The 24,204-nt window shown below is 59.7% G+C and carries 24 protein-coding genes; 18 read left to right on the top strand and 6 right to left on the bottom strand.

Annotation, left to right across the window (positions count from 1 at the left end; all coding sequences use genetic code 11):
* Positions 1-49: 49 nt before the first annotated feature.
* The gene (gene secA, locus QRN60_RS17060) at positions 50-2,767 is read right to left on the bottom strand and encodes a preprotein translocase subunit SecA (RefSeq protein WP_284765936.1); all 2,718 of its coding nucleotides are present in this window, start codon (positions 2,765-2,767) and stop codon (positions 50-52) included.
* Positions 2,768-3,009: 242 nt separating this feature from the next.
* On the opposite strand from secA, the gene QRN60_RS17055 reads away from it, so the two are divergent.
* The 6 genes from QRN60_RS17055 to QRN60_RS17030 all read left to right on the top strand — a co-directional run bounded on the left by QRN60_RS17055 (position 3,010) and on the right by QRN60_RS17030 (position 7,290).
* On the top strand, positions 3,010-3,873 hold the full coding sequence (locus QRN60_RS17055) for a peptidylprolyl isomerase (RefSeq protein ID WP_112278460.1): 864 nt from the start codon (positions 3,010-3,012) through the stop codon (positions 3,871-3,873).
* Between the two features lie 88 nt (positions 3,874-3,961).
* Complete coding sequence (argJ, locus tag QRN60_RS17050; protein ID WP_080864808.1) at positions 3,962-5,203, top strand: bifunctional glutamate N-acetyltransferase/amino-acid acetyltransferase ArgJ; 1,242 nt, start codon at positions 3,962-3,964, stop codon at positions 5,201-5,203.
* 18 nt (positions 5,204-5,221) lie between these two features.
* Positions 5,222-5,998, top strand: a complete 777-nt coding sequence (locus QRN60_RS17045) for a GNAT family N-acetyltransferase (RefSeq protein ID WP_020808897.1) — start codon at positions 5,222-5,224, stop codon at positions 5,996-5,998.
* Positions 5,995-6,408, top strand: coding sequence for an 8-oxo-dGTP diphosphatase MutT (gene mutT / locus QRN60_RS17040; protein WP_020012084.1), 414 nt, complete (start codon positions 5,995-5,997; stop codon positions 6,406-6,408). The genes QRN60_RS17045 and mutT overlap by 4 nt, the downstream gene beginning before the upstream one ends.
* 279 nt (positions 6,409-6,687) lie before the next feature.
* Positions 6,688-7,002 (top strand): hypothetical protein, encoded by a 315-nt coding sequence (locus tag QRN60_RS17035; RefSeq protein ID WP_003507052.1) that lies wholly within the window; start codon positions 6,688-6,690, stop codon positions 7,000-7,002.
* 93 nt (positions 7,003-7,095) lie between these two features.
* Positions 7,096-7,290 carry a Flp family type IVb pilin gene (locus QRN60_RS17030; RefSeq protein WP_003507050.1) on the top strand — a complete coding sequence of 65 codons (195 nt, stop codon included), beginning with the start codon at positions 7,096-7,098 and terminating at the stop codon, positions 7,288-7,290.
* A gap of 10 nt (positions 7,291-7,300) precedes the next feature.
* On the opposite strand, the gene QRN60_RS17025 is transcribed toward QRN60_RS17030, so the two are convergent.
* Positions 7,301-8,182, bottom strand: coding sequence for a methyltransferase domain-containing protein (locus QRN60_RS17025; RefSeq protein WP_003507048.1), 882 nt, complete (start codon positions 8,180-8,182; stop codon positions 7,301-7,303).
* A gap of 143 nt (positions 8,183-8,325) precedes the next feature.
* On the opposite strand from QRN60_RS17025, the gene QRN60_RS17020 reads away from it, so the two are divergent.
* From QRN60_RS17020 to QRN60_RS17005, 4 genes are read left to right on the top strand one after another with little or no spacing between them, the layout of a single operon-like run.
* Positions 8,326-9,117 (top strand): ComF family protein, encoded by a 792-nt coding sequence (locus tag QRN60_RS17020; protein WP_112293320.1) that lies wholly within the window; start codon positions 8,326-8,328, stop codon positions 9,115-9,117.
* A gap of 60 nt (positions 9,118-9,177) precedes the next feature.
* A complete protein-coding gene (grxC, locus tag QRN60_RS17015; RefSeq protein WP_060724909.1) occupies positions 9,178-9,432 on the top strand; it encodes a glutaredoxin 3 in 255 nt (84 codons plus the stop codon).
* Between the two features lie 30 nt (positions 9,433-9,462).
* A complete protein-coding gene (locus QRN60_RS17010; RefSeq protein ID WP_112293321.1) occupies positions 9,463-10,323 on the top strand; it encodes a carbon-nitrogen hydrolase family protein in 861 nt (286 codons plus the stop codon).
* The gene (locus tag QRN60_RS17005) at positions 10,320-10,748 is read left to right on the top strand and encodes a DUF1178 family protein (protein WP_003507039.1); all 429 of its coding nucleotides are present in this window, start codon (positions 10,320-10,322) and stop codon (positions 10,746-10,748) included. Before QRN60_RS17010 ends, QRN60_RS17005 begins: the two co-directional genes overlap by 4 nt.
* Positions 10,749-10,786: 38 nt before the next feature.
* On the opposite strand, the gene ubiG is transcribed toward QRN60_RS17005, so the two are convergent.
* On the bottom strand, positions 10,787-11,539 hold the full coding sequence (ubiG, locus tag QRN60_RS17000; protein ID WP_003507037.1) for a bifunctional 2-polyprenyl-6-hydroxyphenol methylase/3-demethylubiquinol 3-O-methyltransferase UbiG: 753 nt from the start codon (positions 11,537-11,539) through the stop codon (positions 10,787-10,789).
* A 256-nt stretch (positions 11,540-11,795) separates the two neighbouring features.
* On the opposite strand from ubiG, the gene QRN60_RS16995 reads away from it, so the two are divergent.
* Positions 11,796-12,602 (top strand): SH3 domain-containing protein, encoded by an 807-nt coding sequence (locus QRN60_RS16995; RefSeq protein ID WP_112295561.1) that lies wholly within the window; start codon positions 11,796-11,798, stop codon positions 12,600-12,602.
* Positions 12,603-12,669: 67 nt separating this feature from the next.
* Here the strand turns inward: QRN60_RS16995 and QRN60_RS16990 are convergent, their stop codons facing one another.
* Positions 12,670-12,927, bottom strand: a complete 258-nt coding sequence (locus tag QRN60_RS16990; RefSeq protein WP_003507032.1) for a DUF2934 domain-containing protein — start codon at positions 12,925-12,927, stop codon at positions 12,670-12,672.
* A gap of 283 nt (positions 12,928-13,210) precedes the next feature.
* On the opposite strand from QRN60_RS16990, the gene QRN60_RS16985 reads away from it, so the two are divergent.
* The 5 genes from QRN60_RS16985 (at position 13,211) to QRN60_RS16965 (ending at position 18,402) form a co-directional block, all read left to right on the top strand.
* A complete protein-coding gene (locus QRN60_RS16985) occupies positions 13,211-14,281 on the top strand; it encodes an enoyl-CoA hydratase/isomerase family protein (protein ID WP_112295562.1) in 1,071 nt (356 codons plus the stop codon).
* A gap of 315 nt (positions 14,282-14,596) precedes the next feature.
* The gene (cysP, locus tag QRN60_RS16980; RefSeq protein WP_003507029.1) at positions 14,597-15,583 is read left to right on the top strand and encodes a thiosulfate ABC transporter substrate-binding protein CysP; all 987 of its coding nucleotides are present in this window, start codon (positions 14,597-14,599) and stop codon (positions 15,581-15,583) included.
* Between the two features lie 57 nt (positions 15,584-15,640).
* The gene (gene cysT / locus QRN60_RS16975) at positions 15,641-16,480 is read left to right on the top strand and encodes a sulfate ABC transporter permease subunit CysT (protein ID WP_080570316.1); all 840 of its coding nucleotides are present in this window, start codon (positions 15,641-15,643) and stop codon (positions 16,478-16,480) included.
* Positions 16,481-16,483: 3 nt separating this feature from the next.
* Positions 16,484-17,371 carry a sulfate ABC transporter permease subunit CysW gene (gene cysW, locus QRN60_RS16970; protein ID WP_112295563.1) on the top strand — a complete coding sequence of 296 codons (888 nt, stop codon included), beginning with the start codon at positions 16,484-16,486 and terminating at the stop codon, positions 17,369-17,371.
* Positions 17,372-17,376: 5 nt separating this feature from the next.
* A complete protein-coding gene (locus tag QRN60_RS16965; protein ID WP_087745830.1) occupies positions 17,377-18,402 on the top strand; it encodes a sulfate/molybdate ABC transporter ATP-binding protein in 1,026 nt (341 codons plus the stop codon).
* 7 nt (positions 18,403-18,409) lie between these two features.
* On the opposite strand, the gene QRN60_RS16960 is transcribed toward QRN60_RS16965, so the two are convergent.
* Together QRN60_RS16960 and QRN60_RS16955 are read right to left on the bottom strand one after the other, a co-directional pair.
* Entirely contained in the window at positions 18,410-19,507 is a 1,098-nt protein-coding gene (locus QRN60_RS16960) for a DNA alkylation repair protein (protein WP_112295564.1), read from the bottom strand.
* A 150-nt stretch (positions 19,508-19,657) separates the two neighbouring features.
* Positions 19,658-21,094, bottom strand: coding sequence for an NAD-dependent succinate-semialdehyde dehydrogenase (locus QRN60_RS16955; protein ID WP_099087377.1), 1,437 nt, complete (start codon positions 21,092-21,094; stop codon positions 19,658-19,660).
* Positions 21,095-21,709: 615 nt separating this feature from the next.
* On the opposite strand from QRN60_RS16955, the gene QRN60_RS16950 reads away from it, so the two are divergent.
* Positions 21,710-22,216, top strand: coding sequence for a putative pterin-binding protein (locus tag QRN60_RS16950; protein ID WP_060724901.1), 507 nt, complete (start codon positions 21,710-21,712; stop codon positions 22,214-22,216).
* Positions 22,217-22,237: 21 nt separating this feature from the next.
* Complete coding sequence (locus tag QRN60_RS16945; RefSeq protein WP_223564893.1) at positions 22,238-24,160, top strand: putative bifunctional diguanylate cyclase/phosphodiesterase; 1,923 nt, start codon at positions 22,238-22,240, stop codon at positions 24,158-24,160.
* The last annotated feature ends 44 nt before the right edge of the window (positions 24,161-24,204 follow it).

The raw sequence follows: 24,204 nt of genomic DNA, 5'->3' as shown, positions 1-24,204 counted from the left end.
CCCGTAACGCGGGTTACGGGCGATTGATTTCAGGCTGACAACAAGCGCCTTACGCCTGTTCGTAAACGCCGTGGCAGTGCTTGTATTTTTTGCCGGAGCCGCAGGGGCACATTTCGTTGCGGCCGATACGGCCCCAGGTGGTGGGGTTGTTCGGATCGCGTTCCTCGGCCGGCACGAAATTGACGGGCGTGGGCTGCATGCCCTGCGCCATTTCATCTTCGCCCGTATTGGGGTCGAGGTGATGCGCGGTCATTTCCGGCAGTTCCGGCTGCTGCGGTTCCTGCTGCACCAGTTCCACACGCATCAGCTGGGCGGTAACGGCCTCGCGCAGATTGGCGAGCAGGGCCTGGAACAGTTCAAAGGCTTCCGCCTTGTATTCCTGCAGCGGATCGCGCTGGGCATAACCGCGGAAACCGACGACGGAACGGAGATGATCGAGATTGACGATATGTTCGCGCCACAGATGGTCGATCGTCTGGAGAATGACCGAACGTTCGACATAGGTCATGATCCCGGGGCCGAAACGTTCCGCGCGCTCGGCGGCGTATTTGTCGGCGGCCTCGGTGACGCGTTGGAGAATATCGTCCTCGGCGATGCCCTCTTCCTTGGCCCAGTCCTCTACCGGCAGGTCGAGGTTCAGGAACTGGGCGATGCCGGCCTTGAGGCCTGCAATATCCCACTGTTCGGCATAGGCATTTTCCGGAACATGCTTGGTGACGAGCATTTCGATGACTTCGTGGCGCATGTCGGCTGCGGTTTCGCCGATATTGTCGGCTTCCATCAGCTCGAGACGCTGGTCGAAGATCACCTTGCGCTGGTCGTTCAGCACGTCGTCATATTTCAGAAGGTTCTTGCGGGTCTCGAAGTTGCGGGCTTCGACCTTCTTCTGGGCGCGTTCCAGCGCCTTGTTGATCCACGGATGGACGATCGCTTCGCCTTCCTTCAGGCCGAGCTTCTGCAACATGCTGTCCATGCGCTCGGAACCGAAGATGCGCATCAGGTCATCCTGAAGCGACAGGTAGAATTTCGAACGGCCGGGGTCACCCTGACGGCCGGAACGACCACGCAGCTGGTTGTCGATACGGCGGCTTTCATGGCGTTCGGTGGCGATGACATAAAGACCGCCGGCGGCAAGCGCCTTTTCCTTCAGCACCTTGATCTCGGCGCGGATGGCCTCTTCCTTGGCGTCAAGCTCCGGACCCGGCTCCATGCCTTCCAGCTCGCGCTCCAGACGCATCTCGACGTTGCCGCCGAGCTGGATGTCGGTACCGCGGCCGGCCATGTTGGTGGCGATGGTGACGGCGCCGGGAACACCGGCCTGCGAAACGATATAGGCTTCCTGCTCGTGGTAACGAGCGTTCAGAACCTGGAAGTCGGAGAAACCGGACTGGCGCAGCATATGGGCCAGAAGCTCGGACTTTTCGATGGAGGTCGTACCCACCAGAACCGGCTGGCCGCGTTCATGCGCCGCCTTGATCTCGGTGATGATGGCCTGGAACTTCTCCTCGCCGGTGCGGTAAACCTCGTCATCCTCGTCGATACGCTGGATCGGCAGGTTGGTCGGCACCTCGATGACGTCGAGGCCGTAGATGTTGCCGAATTCTTCCGCTTCCGTCGAGGCCGTACCGGTCATGCCGGCCAGCTTTTCATACATGCGGAAGTAGTTCTGAAAGGTGACGGAGGAAAGCGTCTGGTTTTCCGGCTGGATCTGCACCTTTTCCTTGGCTTCGAGAGCCTGATGCTGACCTTCGGAATAACGGCGGCCGGGCATCATGCGGCCGGTGAATTCGTCGATGATGACGATTTCGTCGTTGCGGACGATGTAGTCCTTGTCGCGGGTGAAGAGCTTGTGGGCCTTCAGCGCATTGTTGATGTGATGGACGATGGCGACGTTTTCGACGTCGTAAAGCGATTCGCCCTTCAGGAGACCCGCCTGCCGCAGCAGGTTTTCGAGCTTTTCGGTGCCTTCTTCGGAGAAGTTGGCCGAGCGCTGTTTCTCATCGATCTCGTAATCTTCTGGTGCCAGCAGCGGAATGAAGGCGTCGATGGTGTTGTAGAGATCGGAACGGTCGTCCAGCGGGCCGGAAATGATGAGCGGCGTGCGCGCCTCGTCGACCAGGATCGAGTCGACTTCGTCGACGATCGCGTAGTTGTGGCCGCGCTGCACCATCTGCGCGCGGTCATATTTCATGTTGTCGCGCAGATAATCGAAGCCGAGTTCGTTGTTCGTCGCGTAGGTGATGTCGCAGGCATAGGCCTCGCGGCGCTGGTCGTCGTCCAGCCCGTGAACAATGACGCCGGTGGTGAGGCCGAGGAAGCGGTAAAGCCTGCTCATGGTGGCGGCGTCGCGCTGGGCAAGGTAGTCGTTGACGGTAACGACATGCACGCCCTTGCCGGCGAGCGCGTTGAGGTAGACCGCAAGCGTTGCCACCAGCGTCTTGCCTTCACCGGTCTTCATTTCGGCGATGGCGCCGCCGTGCAGGATCATACCGCCCGTCAGCTGCACGTCGAAGGGACGCATGTGGAGAACACGGCGCGATGCTTCGCGGGCCACGGCAAAAGCCGGGATCAGCAGGTCGTCCAGCGACTTGCCGTCTGCCAGCTGCTGGCGGAACTCGGCGGTCTTGGCCGCCAGCGCCTCGTCTGAGAGCGCCTTGGTGGCCTCTTCCAGCGCATTGATGGCTGCGATCTTGCTTTTATAGGAGCGGACGCGGCGATCATTTGCCGAACCGAACAACTTGCGGGCTATACCGCCGAGACTGACCATCTTACTGGCCCTTTCTGAAATTCCGTTTTGCCGGGCGCTTTTCTCCGTCACGCTGTTTTCAGCACAAATGACGGACTTCGCCCTTCAACGTATCTGGACGCGAGGTTGCGTGACAGATAAGAGGGGGGGCAAATGATGTCAACGGTTCTGCCCGTTACAGAATGGCCACAATCCGGTGTTTGGAAGTTTTTTCAGAGCCGGAAACCATGTCTGGAGCCGGCATTGTCCCCGAAAGGTTCAAAATGTTGCGCTATAATAAAATTGCGGCTGCGGTGATTGTGGCCACGCTCGGCCTCCAGCTTCCGGCTTTCGCACAGGAAGACAAGGTTGTCGCCAAGGTCGGCGATCTGGAAATCCACCAGTCCGAACTCGACCTCGCCATGAGCAACCTCGACCCGCAGCTCGCGCAGCTTCCCGACGAGCAGAAGAAGGTCGCAGCCCTTTCCGGCGCGATCGACGTCAAGCTTCTGGTAAAGAACGCCAGCGCCGAAGGTCTGGAAAAGACTGAAGATTTCAAGAAGCGCATGGAATTCATCCAGGACCGTGAGCTGCATAACGCCTATTTCCGCAAGCATGTGGTCGAGGCCGTCACCAATGACGAGGTGAAGGCGCGCTACGACAAGGAAGTCGCAGCCCTGCCGCAGGAAGAAGAAATCAAGGCCGCGCATATTCTCGTCGCCAGCGAGGACGAAGCGAAAGACATCATCAAGCAGCTTGATTCGGGCAAGGATTTCGCAGCCCTCGCCAAGGAAAAGTCGACCGATTCCAACAAGGATGACGGCGGCGATCTCGGCTGGTTCGGCAAGGGCCGCATGGTTCCGGAATTCGAAGAAGCTGCTTTCGGCCTCGAAAAGGGCGCTTACACCAAGACCCCGGTGAAGACCCAGTTCGGCTTCCACATCATCAAGCTGGAAGACAAGCGCATCGCCCCGCCGCCGGCTTTCGAGCAGGTTGAGCCGCAGGTTCGTCAGCTTGTCATGCGTGACAAGTACGTTGCCCTCATCGAGAAGGCAAAGGCTGACCAGAAGATCGAAATCATGGATGAGACGCTGAAGAAGGGCTACGACGAAGCCTCGAAGGAACAGCAGGCTCAGCCGCAGCAGTAAAAAATTCAGGTTACGGGGCGGCTATGGGCCGCCCCGTTTCATCTCAGGCATTCCCAGATCCTCCTTTCCAGAATTTCAGGCGCTTCCCATGTCCGTTGCCGTTTCCCCGCTCGCTCCGAAATCCTATCCCGACATGCCCGCGCTGCGCGGTGTTCGCATGGCGACGGCCGCCGCCGGCATCAAATACAAGAACCGCACGGATGTTCTGCTGATGGTGTTCGACACGCCGGCAAGTGTCGCCGGCGTCTTCACCAAATCAAAATGCCCGTCTGCCCCGGTTGATTTCTGCCGCGCCAATCTCGGCGGCGGCGTGGCGCGTGCCGTGGTGGTCAATTCCGGCAACGCCAATGCCTTTACCGGCGTCAAGGGTAAGGCAGCGACCGAGTTGACGGCGAAATCCGCCGCCGCTGCCGTCGGTTGCTCCGAAAACGAGGTATTTCTGGCATCGACCGGCGTGATCGGCGAGCCGCTGGACGCCACCAAATTCGCCGGTGTTCTGGGCGATATGAACGGTATGGCCGAAGCCGATTTCTGGCAGGAAGCCGCCAAGGCGATCATGACGACCGATACCTATCCCAAGGTTTCGACCCGCACTGCCGAAATCGGCGGCGTCATCGTTACCATCAACGGTATCGCCAAGGGTGCCGGCATGATCGCGCCCGACATGGCGACGATGCTCTCCTTCGTGGTGACGGATGCGGACATTGAGCCGGCAGCCCTGCAGGCGCTGCTTTCGGCCGGTGTCGGCCCGACCTTCAATTCCGTGACGGTCGACAGCGACACCTCCACCTCCGACACGCTGATGCTGTTTGCCACGGGTGCGGCAGCTGAAGACGGCCAGGTGAAGGTGACGAGCGCCGACGACGAGCGCCTTGCCGGCTTCCGCGTCGCTCTCAACGATCTCCTCAAGGATCTGGCCCTGCAGGTTGTTCGCGACGGCGAAGGCGCGCGCAAGATGGTGGAAGTCACTGTCACTGGCGCGGAAAACGATGCCGCCGCCAAGAAGATCGCCCTTTCCATCGCCAATTCGCCGCTGGTGAAGACCGCGGTTGCCGGCGAAGACGCCAATTGGGGCCGTGTCGTCATGGCAGTCGGCAAATCCGGCGAAATGGCAGACCGCGACCGTCTCGCGATCTGGTTCGGCGGCGTGCGCGTGGCCGTGAATGGTGAGCGCGATCCGGATTATTCGGAAGCGGAGACGACCGCGGTGATGCGTCTCGAAGACATTCCGGTGAAGGTGGATATTGGTCTCGGTCAGGGCAAGGCCACCGTCTGGACCTGTGATCTCACCAAGGAATATGTTGCGATCAACGGCGACTACCGGAGCTGACCGTTGGAGCCGAAGAGAATGCAGGACAACAAGGCCGTCAATCTGCCGCTGGTTCGCCGTCTGGAAGCCGTCAGCTTCCGGGCATGGCCTGCCTCGTCGGTGATTTATGACGGCAGCTGGCAAATCCGCCTCACAGGCTCGCATCCCTCCAAGCGGATCAACTGCGTGGTGCCGCTCGACCCTTCCGACTACGGAAACAGCGCCGTGCGGCTGGAAAAGGCACGCAAGCGCTTCGAGGATTTCGGCCGTCCGCTGGTGGTGCGTGAAACGACGCTGATGCCGCCGCAACTCAAGGACTTTCTGGTCAAGGACGGCTGGTCCATGGTCGAAGAGGTCAGGGTCATGACGGCTGATCTTACCGGCATGGAACTGCCGGAAACGCTGGTCAGCCTGCCGAGCCACGATATCGGCCGTTTTGTCGAGGCGAGCATCAAGGTCAGCGATAGCGACCCGGCCCAGCGGTCGGCGATTGCGGAAATCGTCAGTTCGATCAAGCCGACGCTCGGCCTGTTCATCAACGAGGAAGTTGAAGGCAGCCCGCTTGCGACTGTGATCTGCGTGCAGGATAACGATCTTGCCGGCATCCTGTCGCTCGACGTTGACAAGTCGCAGCGCCAGAAGGGCCTCGGTACGCAGATTCTGGCGTCGGCGCTGCGCTGGGCACGGATCAGCGGTGCCAAAAGCGCCTGGTTGCAGGTCGTCTCGACAAATGTGCCCGCAATCGCGCTTTATGAAAAATTCGGTTTCACCGATGCCTACCTCTATCGCTACTGGCGCAAGGTTGACGAAAAATGAGCGAAGCGGGCAAAAAAATTCTGCTGGTCGCCGCCTGTGCGCTCCTCGATCAGGATGGGCGCATCCTTCTGGCGCAGCGTCCTGAAGGCAAGTCGCTTGCCGGCCTGTGGGAATTTCCGGGCGGCAAGGTGGAGCACGGCGAGACGCCGGAGGAAACCCTTGTCCGCGAGCTGGACGAAGAACTGGGCATCAAGACCAAGGTCGCCTGCCTTGCACCGCTGACTTTCGCCAGCCACACCTATGAGACCTTTCACCTCCTGATGCCGCTTTACGTGTGCCGCCGTTATGAGGGCATTGCGCATGGCCGGGAAGGGCAGGCGCTGAAATGGGTAAAGCCGCAAGCTCTGCGCGATTACCCCATGCCGCCGGCCGATGAGCCGCTCATCCCTTTCCTGCAGGATCTGCTGTAAGCTGGCGGCGTGGCGTTTGCGCGCGATCGGGTAAAGATCAGCCTGTCGAGTAACGTAGTTGTCGAGTGCGAGGCTGTCTCGCCTCAATATGACGTCATCCTCGGGCCTGTCCCGAGGATCTATCCGCCCTTGTAAGGTCATCCCGTCACAGCTTCGTGAAAATGCCCTGTTGCCAGCGCTTTGCCGTACCAAAACGGGGCTGTGTTAAGAGATCGTTCAGCACCCTCTGGCAGATTGTTAAGCTAAAGAAGCGGTAAACTGCGCGAGACGAGGTTGGTCATGAACGAGGATTTCTGGAAGACGGTGGAAGGTCGTCATTTGTATTCCAACAAATCCCGTCGCACCGGCGTGCTCAATGTGGCGCTGCTTTTTGGCACGGCGGTTATCGCCCTTTCCCTGATCATCACCCCCATGCTTGCCGGAAAATCTTCCACGCGCGTGGCGCAGTTTCCCGAAAATTACGACATGATCAGCACGGGCTCCATCAAGAAGACCGATGCCGGCAAGACCTATTCCATTCGTCGCAGCATCACCCAGCCGATGCCGGAGATGCCCTGCGTGGTCACGGGTTACAGCAACGAGAGCGGTTGCTGATCGTTTACCATCAACGGTAACGGATTTCTCACATCGCCGACCTAGGATAGTGTTGATTTCAACAGGGCAGATGCCGGTTGTCGGAACGCACCGGTGGATGGGGAATATCCTGTGCTGCATTTTTTTATCAATTTTTGCAAAAACGAAGACGGTGCGACAGCCGTTGAATACGGCTTGATCGTGGGGCTGCTCTCCGCCGCCCTCATCGCTGGCGCAGGCAACATCAGCAGCAATATCAATGCCGTGTTTCAGTTCATCGTAGATACTTTTGCCCAGTCGAACCTGTAGGGCTGATCGCTCAGGACAGCTTCACCTCTGTTGTCTTCAAGGCATCGGCAAGCCGCACCTTGGCGGAGCCGGGCTTTAGCGGTTTCTGCTGGCTTTCGTGCGGGGCCCAGCCTGATACGTAAATAATGGAAAATGTCGCCCTTATCCGCCCGTCAGGATCTGAATAGCGCTCGGCGTAAAGCTCCGCTGCGCGCAGGAAAAAGGCGCGGTTGAGCGGTTTTCTGCTGCGGCTTGCCAGCGGGTTGGCCATGCCCATGGCGCGCAGGTCCCGCATCAGCGGAAAAATAGAATCGTAACGCACCGTGTAGCTTTCCGCATCGGTAACGGGAAGCGCAAACCCGGCGCGCTGCAAAAGCGCGCCGACATCGCGCACATCTGCGAAGGGAATGACACGCGGACTTGCGCCCCCGGTCAGTTCGGCCTCTGCGGTCAGCAGCACATCGCGCAGCTCCTGTAGGGTGCCGCTGCCGGGAATGGCGCCGAGAAACAGGCCGTCCGGTTTTAATGCCCGCCGGATCTGGATCAGCGCGCCGGGGGTGTCGTTGGTCAGATGCAGGGCAAGTGGTGAGACGATGAGATTGGCGGAGGCCTCCTCAAGCGGCAGATGCTCCATGGAAGCGGCCTCGGGAATATTCGCATCCGTCGCAAAAGAACTCTCGGTTTCGATACGGCGAATAGTATCGACCTTGCCGGTCTCCGCCAGGCGTCGGGCGGTGACGCCGGTTCCGCCATGAAGTTCGATCGCGGTCTCGAACTGGCGCTCGACGATGGCGAGCCTGTCGGCCAGTTCTTCGGCCGCCATATCGAGAAGAAACAGGGCCTTGTCATCGCGTCTGGCCCACGCCCGGTGACGGTTTTGTTCGATTAGGGCCTGGTCAAAGAGAATATCCATCGTCTTGCCTGCTCGGCCTCAAACGCCTTCGGGATCGGCGGGCCGTATCGTTACTGTCATGCCGCTGCGGGCATCGTTCTCCCGGTGACGGGATGGAACTATCGCTCTCGCAAAGGCACCCGTTCGGCGGTAAAGTCAACCTCATGGGTGCTGGTGAAAGTCTGTTTTCGGCGTTGCTATCGAAGTCCGCGGCCGTGCCGGCGGCAGCGGGAGACATGTGGCGCGCGCTCTTCCGTATGGTCTACCCGCCAACCTGCGCGGGCTGCACCCGCATGACCGGCGGCGAGGGTGCCTTATGCGCGGATTGCTGGCGGGATGTGGGCTTTATCGATCGCCCCTTTTGCGAGGTTCTGGGCGTTCCCTTCGCGCGGGATCACGGAGACGGTTTTGTGAGCGCGCGGGCCATTGCCGAACCGCCGCCCTTTGACCGGCTGCGTGCCGTCGCAAGCCATGAGGGAACCGCCCGCAAGCTCGTGCACCGGCTGAAATATCAGGACCGGACCGATCTCGCCCGACTGATGGCGCTGTGGATGCTGAGGGCAAGTGACGGAACGGTGGGTGACTGTGATTGCATCGTGCCCGTTCCGTTGCATCGGCACCGTTTCCTGCGCCGCCGTTTCAATCAATCCGCCGAGCTGGCACGGCATCTGGCCAAGGCCGCCGGCAAGCCCTTGCTTGCCGGCACGCTGTTGCGCGTGAAGCCGACCGAGCGGCAGGTGGGGCTTTCGGCACTTGCCCGACAGGACAATGTGCGCGGCGCTTTCGCGCTCGCGCCCGGCCGGGAAACCGATGTCCATGGCAAGCGCGTGGTGCTGGTGGATGATGTCTATACGACAGGTGCGACGGTGGGTGCGGCAAGCCGCGCCCTGCGCAAGGCCGGTGCCGTGGATGTGACGGTTTTGACCTTTGCAATGGCCATTTCCGGCCCTATATGAAACCTGAATGACATGACTTTATCGTGCGTTTTACCGCACGTTTGCGAGGGCTTTGAAAACATGGCACCGGTAACGATCTATACGCGGGATTTTTGTGGTTATTGCGCGCGCGCCAAGGCGCTGCTGGACAGCAAGGGCGTGGATTACGCCGAATATAACGCCACGACGACGCCCGAATACCGGCAGGAAATGATCGAGAAATCAGGTGGTACAACGTTCCCGCAAATCTTCATCAATGGCGAGCATGTGGGCGGTTGTGATGATCTGCACGCGCTGGAGCGCGCCGGCAAACTGGACGTGCTGCTGGCCGCCTGATCGGCCCGATTTGCGGGCATGGAGGATATGATGAGTTTCAAGGCTGCCGCCATTCAGATGCGTTCCGGCGTCGACCCGGCAAAAAACGCCGCCGATATGGAACGGTTGGTGCGGGCGGCTGCAGCCGAGGGCGCCGTTTATGTGCAGACCCCGGAAATGACGGGCGCCATCCAGAAGGACAGGCAGGCGTTGCGTGCGCAATTGCAGGATGACGATGGCGATATCATCGTTGCGACGGCCGCGCGTCTCGCCCGCGAACTCGGCATTCATGTCCATGTCGGCTCGACCGCGATTGCCCGGCCGGATGGCAAGATCGCCAATCGCGGTTTTCTCTTCGCGCCGGATGGTTCGCGCATCTGCAGCTATGACAAGATCCATATGTTCGATGTCGATCTCGACAATGGTGAAAGCTGGCGCGAAAGCGCTGCTTATCAACCCGGCGAGGTGGCGCGTATCGCTGAACTTCCACTGGCGAAATTCGGCTTTGCGATTTGTTACGACGTCCGTTTTCCGCAGCTTTTTCGCGCTGAAGCACTTGCTGGCGCCGAGGTTCTGACGGTTCCGGCGGCTTTCACCCGGCAGACGGGGGAGGCGCATTGGGAGATCCTGCTGCGCGCCCGCGCCATTGAAAATGGCGCTTTTGTCATTGCTGCCGCGCAGGCCGGCGTGCATGAGGACGGGCGCGAGACCTTTGGCCATTCCATCATCATCGATCCCTGGGGCAAGGTTCTGGCCATTGCCGACGGCGCTGGAGAAGAGATAATCTTCGCCGAGATCGACACGTCGCTGGTCGCGGCTGCGCGTGGCAAGATTCCCAATCTGCGCAATGCTCGCGAGTTCGGACTGGACACCGTCATTCCCCTGAAACCTGCCGGAGGTGAAGCGGCGTGATCCGTTATGCGCTGGCCTGTGAAAAGGGCCATGAGTTTGAAGGCTGGTTTGCCGGTAGCGACGATTTCGACAATCAGTTGCAGCGCGGTTTCCTGTCCTGCCCGGTCTGCAATTCCGTGCAGGTCTCCAAGCTATTGATGGCGCCCTCGGTCTCCACCGCCCGCAAGAAAGACGAACGCCAGACGCTCGCCATGGATACGGCCAGGAAAGAGGCGATGGCGAAAATCCGCGAGGCTGTCGCCAATATCCGCGCCAATGCCGAGGATGTCGGCGATAAATTTCCCGAAGAGGCGCGCAAGATCCATTATGGCGAAGCGGATGAGCGCGGCATCATCGGCAATGCCTCTGCGCAGGAAGCCAAGGCCCTGCTGGATGAGGGTATAGAGATCGCGCCGCTGCCGGTCTTGCCTGATGACGTCAACTGAATTTCTTTAGAACGACATCACTCACATAGCGCCCCGCGTTAGCCTTGCGCCGGTCTTTTCGCCAGCATCATGTAGTTGACCTCCATGTCAGGTGAAAGATTCCAGCGGTCCTGCAGCACGTTGTAGAACACGCCGGTGCGGTGGATGATATCCATACCGCTTGCCACCAGCGGCCTCTCGAGCTCTTCCGGGCGAACCAGCTTTTCATATTGGTGCGTGCCGCGCGGCAGCCAGCGCAGCACGTTTTCGGCGGCGAAGATTGCCAGTGCCCGGGCTTTGAGCGTGCGGTTGATGGTGGCGGCGAACATCAGGCCCCCGGGTCGCACCATTTTTGCGCAGGTGGTGACGAAGAGATCGACATTGGCCACATGTTCGACCACCTCCATGTTGAGGATGACGTCGAAGGTCTCGCCAGCTTCCTGCAACTGTTCGGCGGTCACGGCGCGGTAGTCAACGCTGACCCCGCTTTCGCGGGCGTGGGTGGAAGCGATGCCGATATTTTTTTCCGAGGGATCGGCGCCCACCACATCCGCGCCCATGCGCGCAACGGGTTCGGAGAGAAGGCCGCCGCCGCAGCCAATATCCAATATGCGCAGCCCTTCCAGCGGGCGGTGCGCCTTCGGGTCGCGGCCGAAATTGTCGCAGATGCGGTTGCGGATATATTCGAGCCGCACCGGATTGAACTTGTGCAACGGGCGGAACTTGCCGGTCGGGCTCCACCATTCCGCAGCCATCGCGGAGAAGCGATCCACTTCGCTCTGGTCGACGGTCGTCTGTGCGGTTTCGCTCATGGTTCTGCTCCATATTGCTGTTGCATTGAAGTCGGATGATTGCCCCCCGAAGTCAAGACCGGCGGTCCATTCCGGCGGCAATTTGTCGGGCGCTCATTGCCGCAGGTGGAACTGATGAGGCGTCTCATTTGTTTCATGCTGCGTTCATGCAGCAACGCGTATTTTCCGATCGTGGCAGTATGCGGAACGCATACTCGTCCATCGAAGTGGTGGATGCCGACAAGGGCAAAGCGGGCCTTTGCTTGAGGAGAAAGAAGTGAAGAAAAAACTGTTTGGCGCAATTGCGCTGGTGGCCATGCTCGCCGCGCCGGCACTTGCCGAAGCTGCGACGCGCGGTTTCGCCACCGCGAATGTGAATATGCGCTCCGGCCCGAGCACGGCCTATCCGGCTGTTGTGGTGATCCCGAATGGCGCGCCGCTCACCGTCCATGGCTGCCTTTCGGACACGCCCTGGTGCGATGTCGCGTTTGTGGGTGGTCGCGGCTGGGTAGCCGGGCGTTACATCGCCACGACCTACCGGCAGAACCGGGTCTATGTCGAACCGCGTTATTACCGCGATCTCGGCGTGCCGGTTATCACCTTCGAAGTCGGCCGTTATTGGGACCGCTATTATCGCGACCGCGACTTCTACCGCGAGCGTGACCGCTGGCGTCGTCCGCCGCCATCAGGCGGTTACTGGAACGCCCCGCCGCCGAGTGCCGGATGGGATCGCCCGCGTCCGCGTGACGAGTGGCGTGACGGACGCCGGGATGACTGGCGTGATGGTCGTCGTGACGAGTGGCGCGATCCCCGTCAGGGTGGCGGTCCGAATGACGGACGCTGGGAACGTCGTTATGGCGACTGGAACCAGGGCGACAGAAATCAGGACAGGCCCCGTCGCGATGACGATCGCCGGCGCTTCGAAGATGAGAACCGGGATCGCAATCGCGATCGCCAGCCAAATCAGAATGAGGGCCGGCTTCCTGCCGAGCGTCGCCAGTGGGATGACCCGCGCCGTGCGCCTGCGTCGGAAAACCTCCGGGATGGCTGCCGGGTCGGTGATCTGGGTTGTGACCCGCGCTAAACAGACAAAGCCCGGCGAATTTCGTCGGGCTTTTTCATTGGTGGCTTCAGCTTAACGGCACGAGCCCTTATTTCGTGGCAGCAGCCTTGCGGGCACGGCTCTTGGGTTTCGCCGGGGTTTCTGCATCCGGTGCGGCATCGGCAGCCGCGACCTTGGGAGCGGCCTTCTTGCGCGTTGCGGGTTTTGTCGCTTCCGATGTCTTCAGCAGCGAAAATTCATGCCTGGCCTGTTCCCAGTGGTGCGCGTCGCGCCCAGTGGGATGGCCTTCCTTTTCCCAGAGTGTATATGCCCGTTTGCTGATCCATTCGTGTTCCGAAACCTGCATGCTCGTCTCCCGTTGCTGTTTACAGCGCCTTTGAGAAGGCGACATTCCGCTTGGTCCGGCACACGCTCGACAGGAATCAATGCCGGCATTTCCAGAGCCCATTACATGCCATGATTTTCCGGGCGTCAAGCAAACATGCTGCATTGCAAAAACGGATTTCTGGCATTTTGTCCCCGTTAAAGCGGTTTGGGCGAAAGACGTTCCTACAAGAGAAGATCAACGTTGCGTGATCGGCCCAAGGCCGCCAAGATGGCCGGATGAATGGGCAGCGGAGGAGGCGGTCTTGGAACAGACAACGGAAGCGGATGCGCAGGTCATCGTCAAGAAGCGGGGAGGGGCTGGCATCATTCGCCTCAACCGCCCGAAGGCGATCAACAGCCTGACGTTGCCGATGGTTCGCTGCCTGTTTCAGGCGCTTCAGCGTTTCGAGGAGGATGCCGGTGTTGCCTGCGTGGTGTTGACCGGGGAAGGCGACAGGGGGCTTTGCGCCGGGGGCGATGTTCGCATCATTCATGATCTTGGCAAGGCCGGCGACCCGCAGGTGCTTGATTTCTGGCGGGAAGAATTTCCGCTCAACTATCGCATCGCCCGCTTCAGCAAGCCCTATATTGCCCTGATGGACGGCATCGTCATGGGCGGCGGTGTCGGCATTTCAGCCCATGGCAGCCACCGCATCGTCACGGAACGCACAAAACTCGCCATGCCGGAAACCGGCATCGGTTATTTCCCTGACGTTGGCGGCTCCTGGCTCCTGCCACGAGCGCCGGGCGAATGCGGCACGTGGCTGGGGCTGACGGGCAACGCGGTTACGGCCGCTGATGCCATCTACGCCGGCTTTGCCGATTATATTGTTCCTTCGGACCGTCTCGACGGTCTGGTCCAGAACCTGTCGCAAGCGGCGGATATAGACAGCATCGAGACGGCGATCATGGCGCAGGCGGTTGAGGCCGATGAAGGCGTTTTATCCCTAAATCGGGATATTATCGACGCGACATTCCGTTTTGATACCGTCGAAGAAATTTTCGCGGCACTTTCGGCGCGCCAAGATGCGTTTTCGCGCGAGACCCTTGAGGTCCTGCAAAAGCGCTCTCCCACCAGTCTGAAACTGACCCTGAAGCTGCTGCGCCTCGGTCGGGAAAGTGCGAGCCTCATCGAATGCCTGGAGCGGGAATTTGCCGCCGGCACGGAAATATTGCGCCAGCACGATTTTTACGAAGGCGTGCGTGCGGCCCTTATCGACAAGGACCGCAATCCCCGCTGGCAACCGGCGCGGCTGGAAGAGGTGCGGGAGGAGAATCTGGCGCCCTATTTTGCCGGGCATTCCGGCAATCTGTTTCCCGATCATCGCCTTTAGATCAGTGGAGACCGCGCCTGTTGCCTGGAGACTGGCGAATCTCCGCCCTCATTCCTGTGACAAGCACAAGGACGAGGGCTACGCTCAATGCGAATACATGTTTCGGGCGTGATGAATTTCATGGTTCTCTCCGAGATTTTGGGAAGGGTGACGCAAAAGAAATTCGGCTTCTTGCCCTATATGAAATCATCACCTTTTGAGTGCTTATTCTTTGGGTGAAATTTCCAATCCATACCCCTGCAAGGCACAGTTGTTTCTCGCGGGCGTTGCTGCCGCCCGCTATGTTGAACACCATTCGAATTGCCGGGGGTATTCATGAAACGTCTTCTCATTATCGGTACTGCTTTTGCCGCTCTTTTTGCAGGTGCGGCGCAGGCGCAGTCTCCGACCACCATCCTCAACGCATCCTACGATGTCGCCCGCGAAGTTTTTGCGGCCGAGAACGAGGCGTTCATCAAACAGCATCCGGGCGTAACCGTCGATCAGTCGCATGCCGGCACCTCCAAGCAGGCGCGCGCCATTGTCGAGGGTCTTGAAGCCGATGTTGTCACCTTTAACCAGGTGACCGATGTCGATTTTCTGGTGAAGCAGGGCTTCGTTTCCGCCGACTGGAAGAAGGATTTTGCGAACGACGCATCGCCGTTCTATTCCTTCCCGTCCTTCCTCGTGCGCGCCGGCAATCCCAAGGGTATCAAGGACTGGGACGATCTTGCCCGCGACGATGTGAAGATCGTTTTCCCCAATCCGAAGACCTCGGGTAACGCCCGTTACACCTATCTCGCCGCCACGGCTTACGCCAAGGAGAAGTTCAACGGCGACGAGAAGAAGGTCCAGGAATTCGTCAAGAAAATCTTCGACAATACGCCGGTTTTCGACACCGGAGGCCGCGCCGCCACCACCACTTTCGTGGAACGCGAGATCGGCGACGTGCTGATCACCTTCGAAGCCGAGACCCGCGGCATCGCCAAGCAATATGGCGCCGACAAGGTGGAAGGCGTTGTGCCCTCCGTCAGCCTGCTCGCCGAATTCCCGGTGGCCGTGGTGGATAAGGTGGTCGACAAGCGCGGCTCGCGTGATCTGGCGAAGAGCTATCTCGACTTCCTCTATACCGAGGAAGGCCAGCGCATCGCCGCCGAATTCGGCCACCGCGTTCACGATGAAAAGGTCGTCGGCGAGTTCAAGGACAAGTTCCCCGCCATTCGCCTCGTCAATGTCGATGATGTCTTCGGCGGTTGGGACAAAATCCAGAAAGAGCATTTTGCATCCGGCGCGACGCTTGATACGCTTTACGGCAGCCGTTAATCACAACGACAAAGAACAGATAGAAGACCCGGCGGGAAACTGCCGGGTCGCTTGTTGATGAATTGGGGGCGGGGTTTGAAACGGAATGTTCTGCCGGGGCTGAAATTGTCCCTTGGCGTTACCCTGACTTACGTCGCCATCATCGTGCTTCTGCCGCTCTCGGCGCTGGTGTTCAAGGCGGCAAGCCTAGGCCCTGCCGAATATTGGTCGATCATCTCTTCTCCGCGCGCCGTCGCCAGCTATCGTGTTACCGTGCTCTGTGCGCTGGCCGCCACGCTGTTCAACGTCATTTTCGGGGTGGCGCTTGCCTGGGTGCTGACACGTTACCGTTTTCCCGGCTGGCGCATCGTGGACGCCATCGTCGATCTGCCTTTTGCGCTTCCGACCGCCGTTGCCGGCATTGCGCTGACGACGCTTTTTGCGGGCAATGGTTGGTTCGGCTCGGTGCTTTCCCAATTCGGCATCAAGGTGGCCTACACGCCGCTTGGCATCATGGTGGCGATGGCCTTTACCAGCCTGCCCTTCATCGTTCGCACCGTGCAGCCGGTTCTGGAAGACCTCGATCCGGCGCTGGAAGAAGCGGCGCAATCGCTCGGTGGTTCCGATCTCGAAATTTTCCGCAAGATCATCCTGCCGCTCCTGACGCCGGCGTTGCTCGCCGGTCTGTCGCTGTCCTTCGCCCGCAGCCTCGGCGAATTCGGGGCGATCATCTTCATCGCCGGCAACCAGCCGTTTTCGACTGAGATCACCGCGCTGCTGATCTTCATCCGGCTGGAGGAATATGATTATCAGGCGGCGGCCGCCATCGCCTCCGTGCTGCTCATCACCGCCTTCGTGATGCTGGCGGTGACCAATTACCTGCAGGCGCGCGCGCTTCGTTACACGGTGAGGGGCTGAGACATGAGTGTCGTTTCTTCACACCGCAAGCCGCCACGGGTTGGCGACGCGCCTCTTGTTCGCCGCAGCCTGATTGCCTTCGTGCTTGTTATCGGTGCCTTGCTGGTCTTAGCGCCGCTTGTCATCATCGGCGTCGAAGCCTTTTCGCAGGGCTGGAAGGTCTATTCCGCCACCATCACCCATCCCGATACCCGCCACGCCATCATGCTGACGGTACTGACGGCGCTGATCGCCGTGCCTGTTAATACCGCCTTCGGTGTGGCCGCCGCATGGGCGATCACCAAGTTCGATTTCCCGGGCCGGCGCTTCCTGCTGGTGCTGATCGAAATACCCTTTTCCATTTCGCCGATCGTCGCCGGCGTCTCCTATCTCTTCGTTTACGGCCTTCAGGGGTTGTTCGGCCCGTTCCTCGATGCGCATGATATCAAGATACTCTTCGCGCTTCCCGGCATCGTCATCGCCTCGATGTTCGTGACTGCGCCTTTCGTGGCGCGCGAACTGATCCCGCTGATGCAGGCGCAGGGTCGCGATCTCGAGGAGGCGGCGACCTCGCTTGGCGCATCCGGCTGGCGTACCTTCTTTTCGGTGACCTTGCCGAACATCAAATGGGCGCTGCTTTATGGTGTCGTGCTCTGCAATGCCCGCGTGATGGGCGAATTCGGCGCGGTATCGGTCGTATCGGGCAATATTCGCGGCCAGACCAATACGCTGCCGCTGCATATCGAGCTGCTTTACCACGATTACCAGACGGCCGGCGCCTTCGCGTCCGCCTCCATCCTTGCCTTGCTCGCCGTCGTCACCATCATCGCCAAGGTGGCGCTGGAAGGGCGCGGCGCCGGACGCGGCGCCAAGAAGACCAACGGCGATGCCGCCATCGCCACGGAGACCTGATTCCCATGAAAATCCGCCTCGAAAATGTGGTCAAGACTTTCGATACCTTCCGCGCCGTGCGCGATGTTTCGCTGGATATCGAAAGCGGCGAGCTTCTGGCGCTGCTCGGTCCCTCAGGCTCCGGCAAGACGACGATTTTGCGCATGGTCGCCGGTCTCGAATATAGCGATGGCGGCCGTATCTTTTTCGGCGACGAGGACGCCACCAATATTCCGGTGCGTGACCGCGGCGTCGGTTTCGTGTTTCAGCATTATGCGCTTTTCCCGCATATGACTCTGCATCAAAACATCGCTTTCGGCATGAAGGTCTCGAAGGTGAAGCGGGACAAGGCGGCGATCGACGCCCGCGTCGGGGAGCTTTTGCGGCTGGTGAAGCTTGATGGTCTGGGCGACCGTTTCCCGGCGCAGATTTCCGGCGGGCAGCGGCAGCGCGTGGCGCTGGCGCGTGCGCTTTCGGTCGATCCAAAGGTGCTTCTGCTGGATGAGCCTTTCGGAGCGCTGGACGCCAATGTGCGCCGCGACCTTCGCCGCTGGCTGCGCGAGATTCACGATTCGCTCGGCATCACCACGATTTTCGTGACGCATGACCAGGAAGAGGCGCTCGATCTTGCCGATCGTGTTGTCATCCTCAATCAGGGCGAAATCGTACAGGAGGGCACGCCGAAGGAGGTCTGCCGCCAGCCGAACAGCGCCTTCGTCATGCGCTTTCTGGGTGATGCCAACCGGGTCTCTGGCGTGGCGCGCGGCGGCAAGGTCTATGTCGGTGACAATGAGCTGCCTTTCTCCTATGCGCAGGGCGATGGCGTCGTGGATATCTATGCCCGCCCCGGCGATCTCGAATGGGAAGATCTGCATGAGGGCATTCCCGCCTCGGTGGCGCGGGTTCTCGACCGGGCGGGTGAACGCCGGGTAATCGCCAGCACCGATGGCGGCGACATCCTGGAATTTGACGTGCCGCCGGAAAACGACGTCGCCGCCGGTGACCGCGGTTCCGTCATCATCCGCCGGGCGAAGATTTTCCCGGCGGCATGAGCCGTTGTCAGCCCAGAAGCTCGAAGGCGCTTTCTGCCACAAGCTTGCCGTTGATCATCAGCTCAACCCTGTGAAGGCCGGGATAGTGTTTGCGGGTGGTGAAATCGCGTATGGCGCGGCTGATCGACAGCGCGCATGTCTCACCGGGCTGAAGCTCGATTTCTTTCCACTTGAAGACTTTCGCCGAGGCGTCGCCGCTCTTCTTCACGTAGTGCACGGCGTAGTCGATCACCAGTTTCTGCGGGCGTTTCGCCGTCGAGGTGAAAGAGGCTGAAATCCGCACAGGGTTGCCGAGAGCCACCTTGTCCGGCGTAACCTGAAATGCCGCAAGTGCAATTTCCGCTTCCTCATGTGCGCCGAGATGGGCAAGTGCAGCTGCATCGCCCTTCTTGATCAATGTGCGCAGGGCTTGGCGTGTAATCCAGCGCGTGTGCGGATTTTCCTTCGGCCATGCATCGATGAGCGCCAGCACGAAAGCGGGATTGTCCTTGGTGATGTCGTTCAGATGATTGGCGACGGATTTGCGCACATAAAGCGCCTCATCAGCTTTCATGGCCTCGATGATACCAGTGACCGGGGATGGATCGTTGATCAGGGATTTGAGCTGGAATGACCATGGCAGGCGCGGCCGGCAGCCCTCGCTCGCCAGCCGCCGTACATGTTCGTTTTCATGTCGTGACCATGTCTCCATCACGGCAAGGGTACGGGCCATATCCCTTTGCAGGAAATGACGGATGGCGAATTCCGAGGAGCCGAAACGGGTGAAATAATGCAGCGCTTCCATGGAAAGATCGAAATCATCGAGGCCGTAGAGCGCCACATATTCCGGCAGCGAAATGGAGGCAAAACCGTTGCCGATGCCCGGCGCTGCGGCGGTCAGGATTTCGATGTTGCGGGCATAGTCGCCGGGAAGTGTCGCATGCAGGCTCGTCGCCACCTGCCGCATACGCTGCATGATCCCCAAGGCCTCGAGGTTTTCGGTGGCGAGCGCCATGAAGGCTGAGATGTCAAACTGCGGATGGACGGCCCTGGTCTGATCGGCGATGTGCCGCAGTTTCTCGCGGTTGAAGATTTCCTTCAATGAAGGTGCCGCCGTGTCGCTCATATTGCCCTCAAAGTTCACTTTTTGTTCTTTTAGGGCAGGATGAGGCTGGAGGCAAGGGCTGAGCAACTTTCGAAGAGTGCTGACGGACCGAGTGGGTACCGCTTACTTCTTCTCCCCGACGGGGAGAAGAAGTTTCGTGACAAACTAACTTCAGCTCATCTGGCTGACGAATTTGGTCTCCAGATAGGCCTGAACCGCTTCCGAGCCGCCTTCCGTGCCATAACCGGAATCCTTGATGCCGCCGAAGGGGACTTCGGGAAGCGCAAGGCCATTATGGTTGATGGTCAGCATGCCGGCCTCTACCTGCTGGCCAAGTGCGTGCGCGGTCTTGACCGAACCGGTAAAGGCGTAGGATGCAAGGCCGAAGGGCAGGCGGTTCGCTTCGGTGATGGCGTCATCGAAGCTCGAGAAGCGGTTGATGATCGCGACCGGGCCGAAGGGCTCGTCATTCATGATCTTGGCGGTGGTGGGCACATTGGCGAGAACCGTCGGCTCGAAGAAATTGCCCTTGTTGCCGATGCGACGGCCGCCGGTCTTCAATTCTGCGCCATGGGAAACGGCGTCGCTGATGAGGCCTTCCAGTGCCGGAATGCGGCGCTCATTGGCGAGCGGGCCCATGATGACGCCATCTTCGAGACCGTTGCCGACCTTGATGGCCTTCGTCGCTTCCACGAAACCTTCAAGGAAGCGATCGGCCACGCCGTCCTGCACGAGGAAGCGGGTGGGGGCGACGCAGACCTGACCGGCATTGCGGAACTTGGCAAGCGAGGTCACTTCGATCGCCTTGTCGATATCGGCATCGTCAAAGATCATGACAGGCGCGTGGCCGCCCAGTTCCATCGTGGCGCGCTTCATGTGCTTGCCCGCAAGTGCGGCCAGATGTTTGCCGATGGGCGTGGAACCAGTGAAGGAAATCTTGCGGATGACCGGATGCGGGATCAGATATTCCGAAATTTCGGATGGAACACCGTAAACGAGACCGATGACGCCGGCAGGCACGCCCGCATCCACGAAGGCGCGAATGAGTTCGGCCGGCGATGCCGGTGTTTCCTCGGGCGCCTTGACGATGATGGAGCAGCCGGTGGCGAGCGCTGCGGAAAGCTTGCGGACGATCTGGTTGATCGGGAAGTTCCACGGCGTGAACGCCGCCACAGGGCCGACCGGCAGCTTGATGGCAAGCTGCGAAACGCCGCTCGCGCGGGCCGGGATGACCTGGCCATAGGTGCGGCGTGCTTCTTCCGCGAACCAGTCGATGGTATCAGCGGCACCCATGATTTCGGTGCCCGACTGCGCCAGCGGCTTACCCTGCTCGCGGGTCATGATATAGGCGATCTTGTCCTTGCGCTCGCGCAGGATATCGGCCGCCTTGCGCATGATCTTCGAGCGCTCGAAGGGGGAGGTGTCGCGCCACAGCTTGAAACCGCGCTCGGCGGCGGCAAGCGCCAGATCGAGGTCTTCCTTCTCGGCGTGCGCGATCGCGCCGATGATCTCGTCGGTTGCCGGATCGGACACGGCGATCGTCTTGCCGGAAACGGCGTCTCGCCATTCGCCATCAATGAGAAGTTTGATGTCGGGATAGGTGTGCATAGGGGCTACCTTCATGATGCGGCCGATACGGCGAATGCCGTCCGGCCCGGAGACGTGAACAGAATTGTCCTGGCCGGACGAACCGGCATCGCGGCTTTCGCTGCGCGGAACATGTGTCTGGATATTTCCGACAAGAGGCTTCTGGAATTGCCGGAAACGGAAACGACAGCCTTTATATTAAGTTCCGGGCGGTATGTTTCAACCGTGTGCTCCGGCAATCGTCATGATTTTTCTATGATGTGGAATTTGTCATTCGTCATTTCAATCCGGCGCGGAGATGGGGCGACGCCTGCCCGGCCGCCTCACGCGAATCAGATGAACCTGTGCGGCGATGGCGAGGCTCTCGCCACAATTCGGCCTTTGTCGCACCTGACGAATTATCGGGAGGGGTCTCCGGGGCTTGCCGCCTGCGTCATAACAGGGCGTCGAGTGTAAAAAACTACAATAAGACGGAAAAATTATCCAAAGGGTTTACTCAAAACCTAGAGAAAATACGGATAAAATCTCAGTGAGGATATAACATCAGTTCCTGATATATATTGCTAACGTCGGTTCCCTTGACCTTCAAAGGTTGGTGAAAACCCTCGACCTGAACGTTATCGATGGAGAAAAAGTATGAGTTTCGCCCGGGTACTTCTCAGTGCGTTCTTGTCGCTTGCGTGGCTTTCCTGTGCCGAAGCCGGGGAAATTGCCAAACCGCAGGGAAAGCCGATATTAACCATATCCGGAAACATCAGTAATACGAATGCCGATGGCGCCGCGGTATTTGATCGTGACATGCTGGAAGCGCTCGGCATGGAAAGGGTGGAGACGACGACGCCCTGGCATGACGGCCGTGTCCGTTTCGATGGTGTCTCGCTGGCGAAACTGATGGATGTCGTCGGTGCAAAGGGCACCAGCGTCACGGCGGTCGCTCTCAACGATTATGTCAGCACGATACCTATTGAAGATTTTAAGAAATTTAACGTTATCCTGGCGATCAAGCTGGATGGCAATTACATGACAGTTCGCGAAAAAGGCCCGTTGTTCGTCATCTATCCCTATGACAGCGACCCGGAGCTGCAGAAGCAGACCTATTATTCGCGGTCCGCATGGCAAGTTGCCAAACTGATAGTGGAATAAAGGTGCCGTTTGCGAAAACTTGTGGCGGTGATCATCTGTTGCTTCGTCCTGGCAACGGGCTATATCGCTTTCGTCATTGCCGAGCGGCAGACCGCTCTGCAGAAATTCGCCCGCTACAATGATTCCTGGGCCGTCAGCCAGACCGTAGCCGAATATCTGCGCCTCCAGAACAAGCTGGCCGTCTTTGCGCTCAATCCCGGCAAGATCGACCGGGACGAGTTGCAACTGCGTCTGGACATCATGCTGAGCCGCCTTGAGCTTCTGAAGCAGGGCAATCTGGGCGCCTTCATCGACGAAAAGCAGCAGTGGCGGGATCTAGTGACCCGTCTTGATGCCGTTCTGGCCCGTCTGGAGCAGCAGGTGAACAACCTTAATCCGGCCGATGTGCCGGATCTGCTTTCGGCAATGAGCGCACTTGACGCGCCGATGACGACGCTGGCCTCGTCTTCCGTCGCTTATGACGTCAATCTGATCGATACGGCCCATGAGGATGTGCGCAAGCTGCATATCGTTTACACCGCGCTGGCGGGCGGCCTCATCCTGTGCGGTATAGCACTTGTCATATTGCTGCTTCGCCAGAACGACCTCCTGAACCGCGCGCAGAAAAGCATGCGCGGCCTGACGGACGATCTACGTGCCGCCACGCTGGAATTGCAGGCGAAAAATGTCCGGCTCGAGCATGATGCCTATCACGATGCGCTGACGGGCCTGCCGAACCGCGCGCTGTTCCGCCAGGAATTGATCGAGAGATTGCGCCGATCCTTCGGCGGTACGGGAACGACGGCCATCCTTCTCCTCGATCTCGACGGCTTCAAGGACGTGAACGACACGCTCGGCCACGATGCGGGCGATGCGCTGCTTCAGGCCGTGGCGCAGCGCCTTTCGGCCATCGGCGGCGATTATGACATGGTCTGCCGTCTGGGCGGCGACGAATTCGCCGTCGTCTCCGACGATCTGAACGAGGACGCCGCCCGCCGCCTTGCCACCAAGCTCATCGACCAGATCAGCCGCACTTACCAGCTGGGTGAGCAGGAGGTCAAAATTGGCACCTGCATCGGCATCGCCATTTCGCACGGCGCCGTCGATGCGGATGAATTGTTCAAGCGTGCCGACTTGGCGCTTTATGAGGCCAAGGCTATCGGCCCCGGCCGGGCGAGCGTTTTCAAGGTCCGCATGCAGAAACAGCTGACCGAGAAGAAATCCTTCGAGGCCGATCTGCAGACCGCGTTGCAGAACGACGAGATGGAAGTCTATTACCAGCCGCAGGTGGCGACGCAGACCCGCAAGCTTTGCGGCTTCGAGGCGCTGCTGCGCTGGAAACATCCGGTGCGGGGCGATGTGCCGCCCAGCGTTTTCATTCCCGTGGCGGAAAGAACCGGCCTTATCCATTCGCTCGGAAAATGGGTGATGGAGACCGCCTGCCGCGAGGCGATGGGCTGGGACGAGGACATGAAGGTGGCCGTCAATCTGTCGCCGGTTCAGTTCCACAGCACCAGTCTCATCCAGAACGTCATGGGCGCGCTTGAGAAAAGCGGGCTGGAGCCGAGCCGGCTCGAGCTTGAAATCACCGAATCGATCCTGCTCAACAAGAGCGACCAGACGATCAATACGCTGTCGCGGCTGAAGGCCGTCGGCATCAAGATCGCCATGGATGATTTTGGCACCGGCTATTCATCGCTCGCCAACTTGCGCGGCGTACCCTTCGACAAGATCAAGATCGACCGCTCGTTCCTGCGCGATATCACCAGCGACCGCGATGCGCTGGCGATCGTGGAATTCGTGGTCGGTGTCGGTCGCAGTCTGCGGATGACGACGATTGCCGAAGGTATCGAGACGGAAGAGCAATATGAATGCGTCAGGCGTCTGGGATGCGATCAGGTTCAGGGATATCTGATCAGCAGGCCATTGCCGGCCAAGGAGCTGGTGGCCTGGAGTTCCGTCTGAGACGGGGTCTGTTTGACGGCGGCCGTATCTTGAATTTTTACCAA

Source organism: Agrobacterium sp. CFBP2214, assembly GCF_030209895.1.
GTDB classification, from domain to species: Bacteria; Pseudomonadota; Alphaproteobacteria; order Rhizobiales; family Rhizobiaceae; genus Agrobacterium; species Agrobacterium radiobacter.
The sequence above is the reverse complement of the archived record's forward strand: the minus strand, read 5'-3'. Positions and strand labels throughout refer to the sequence as shown.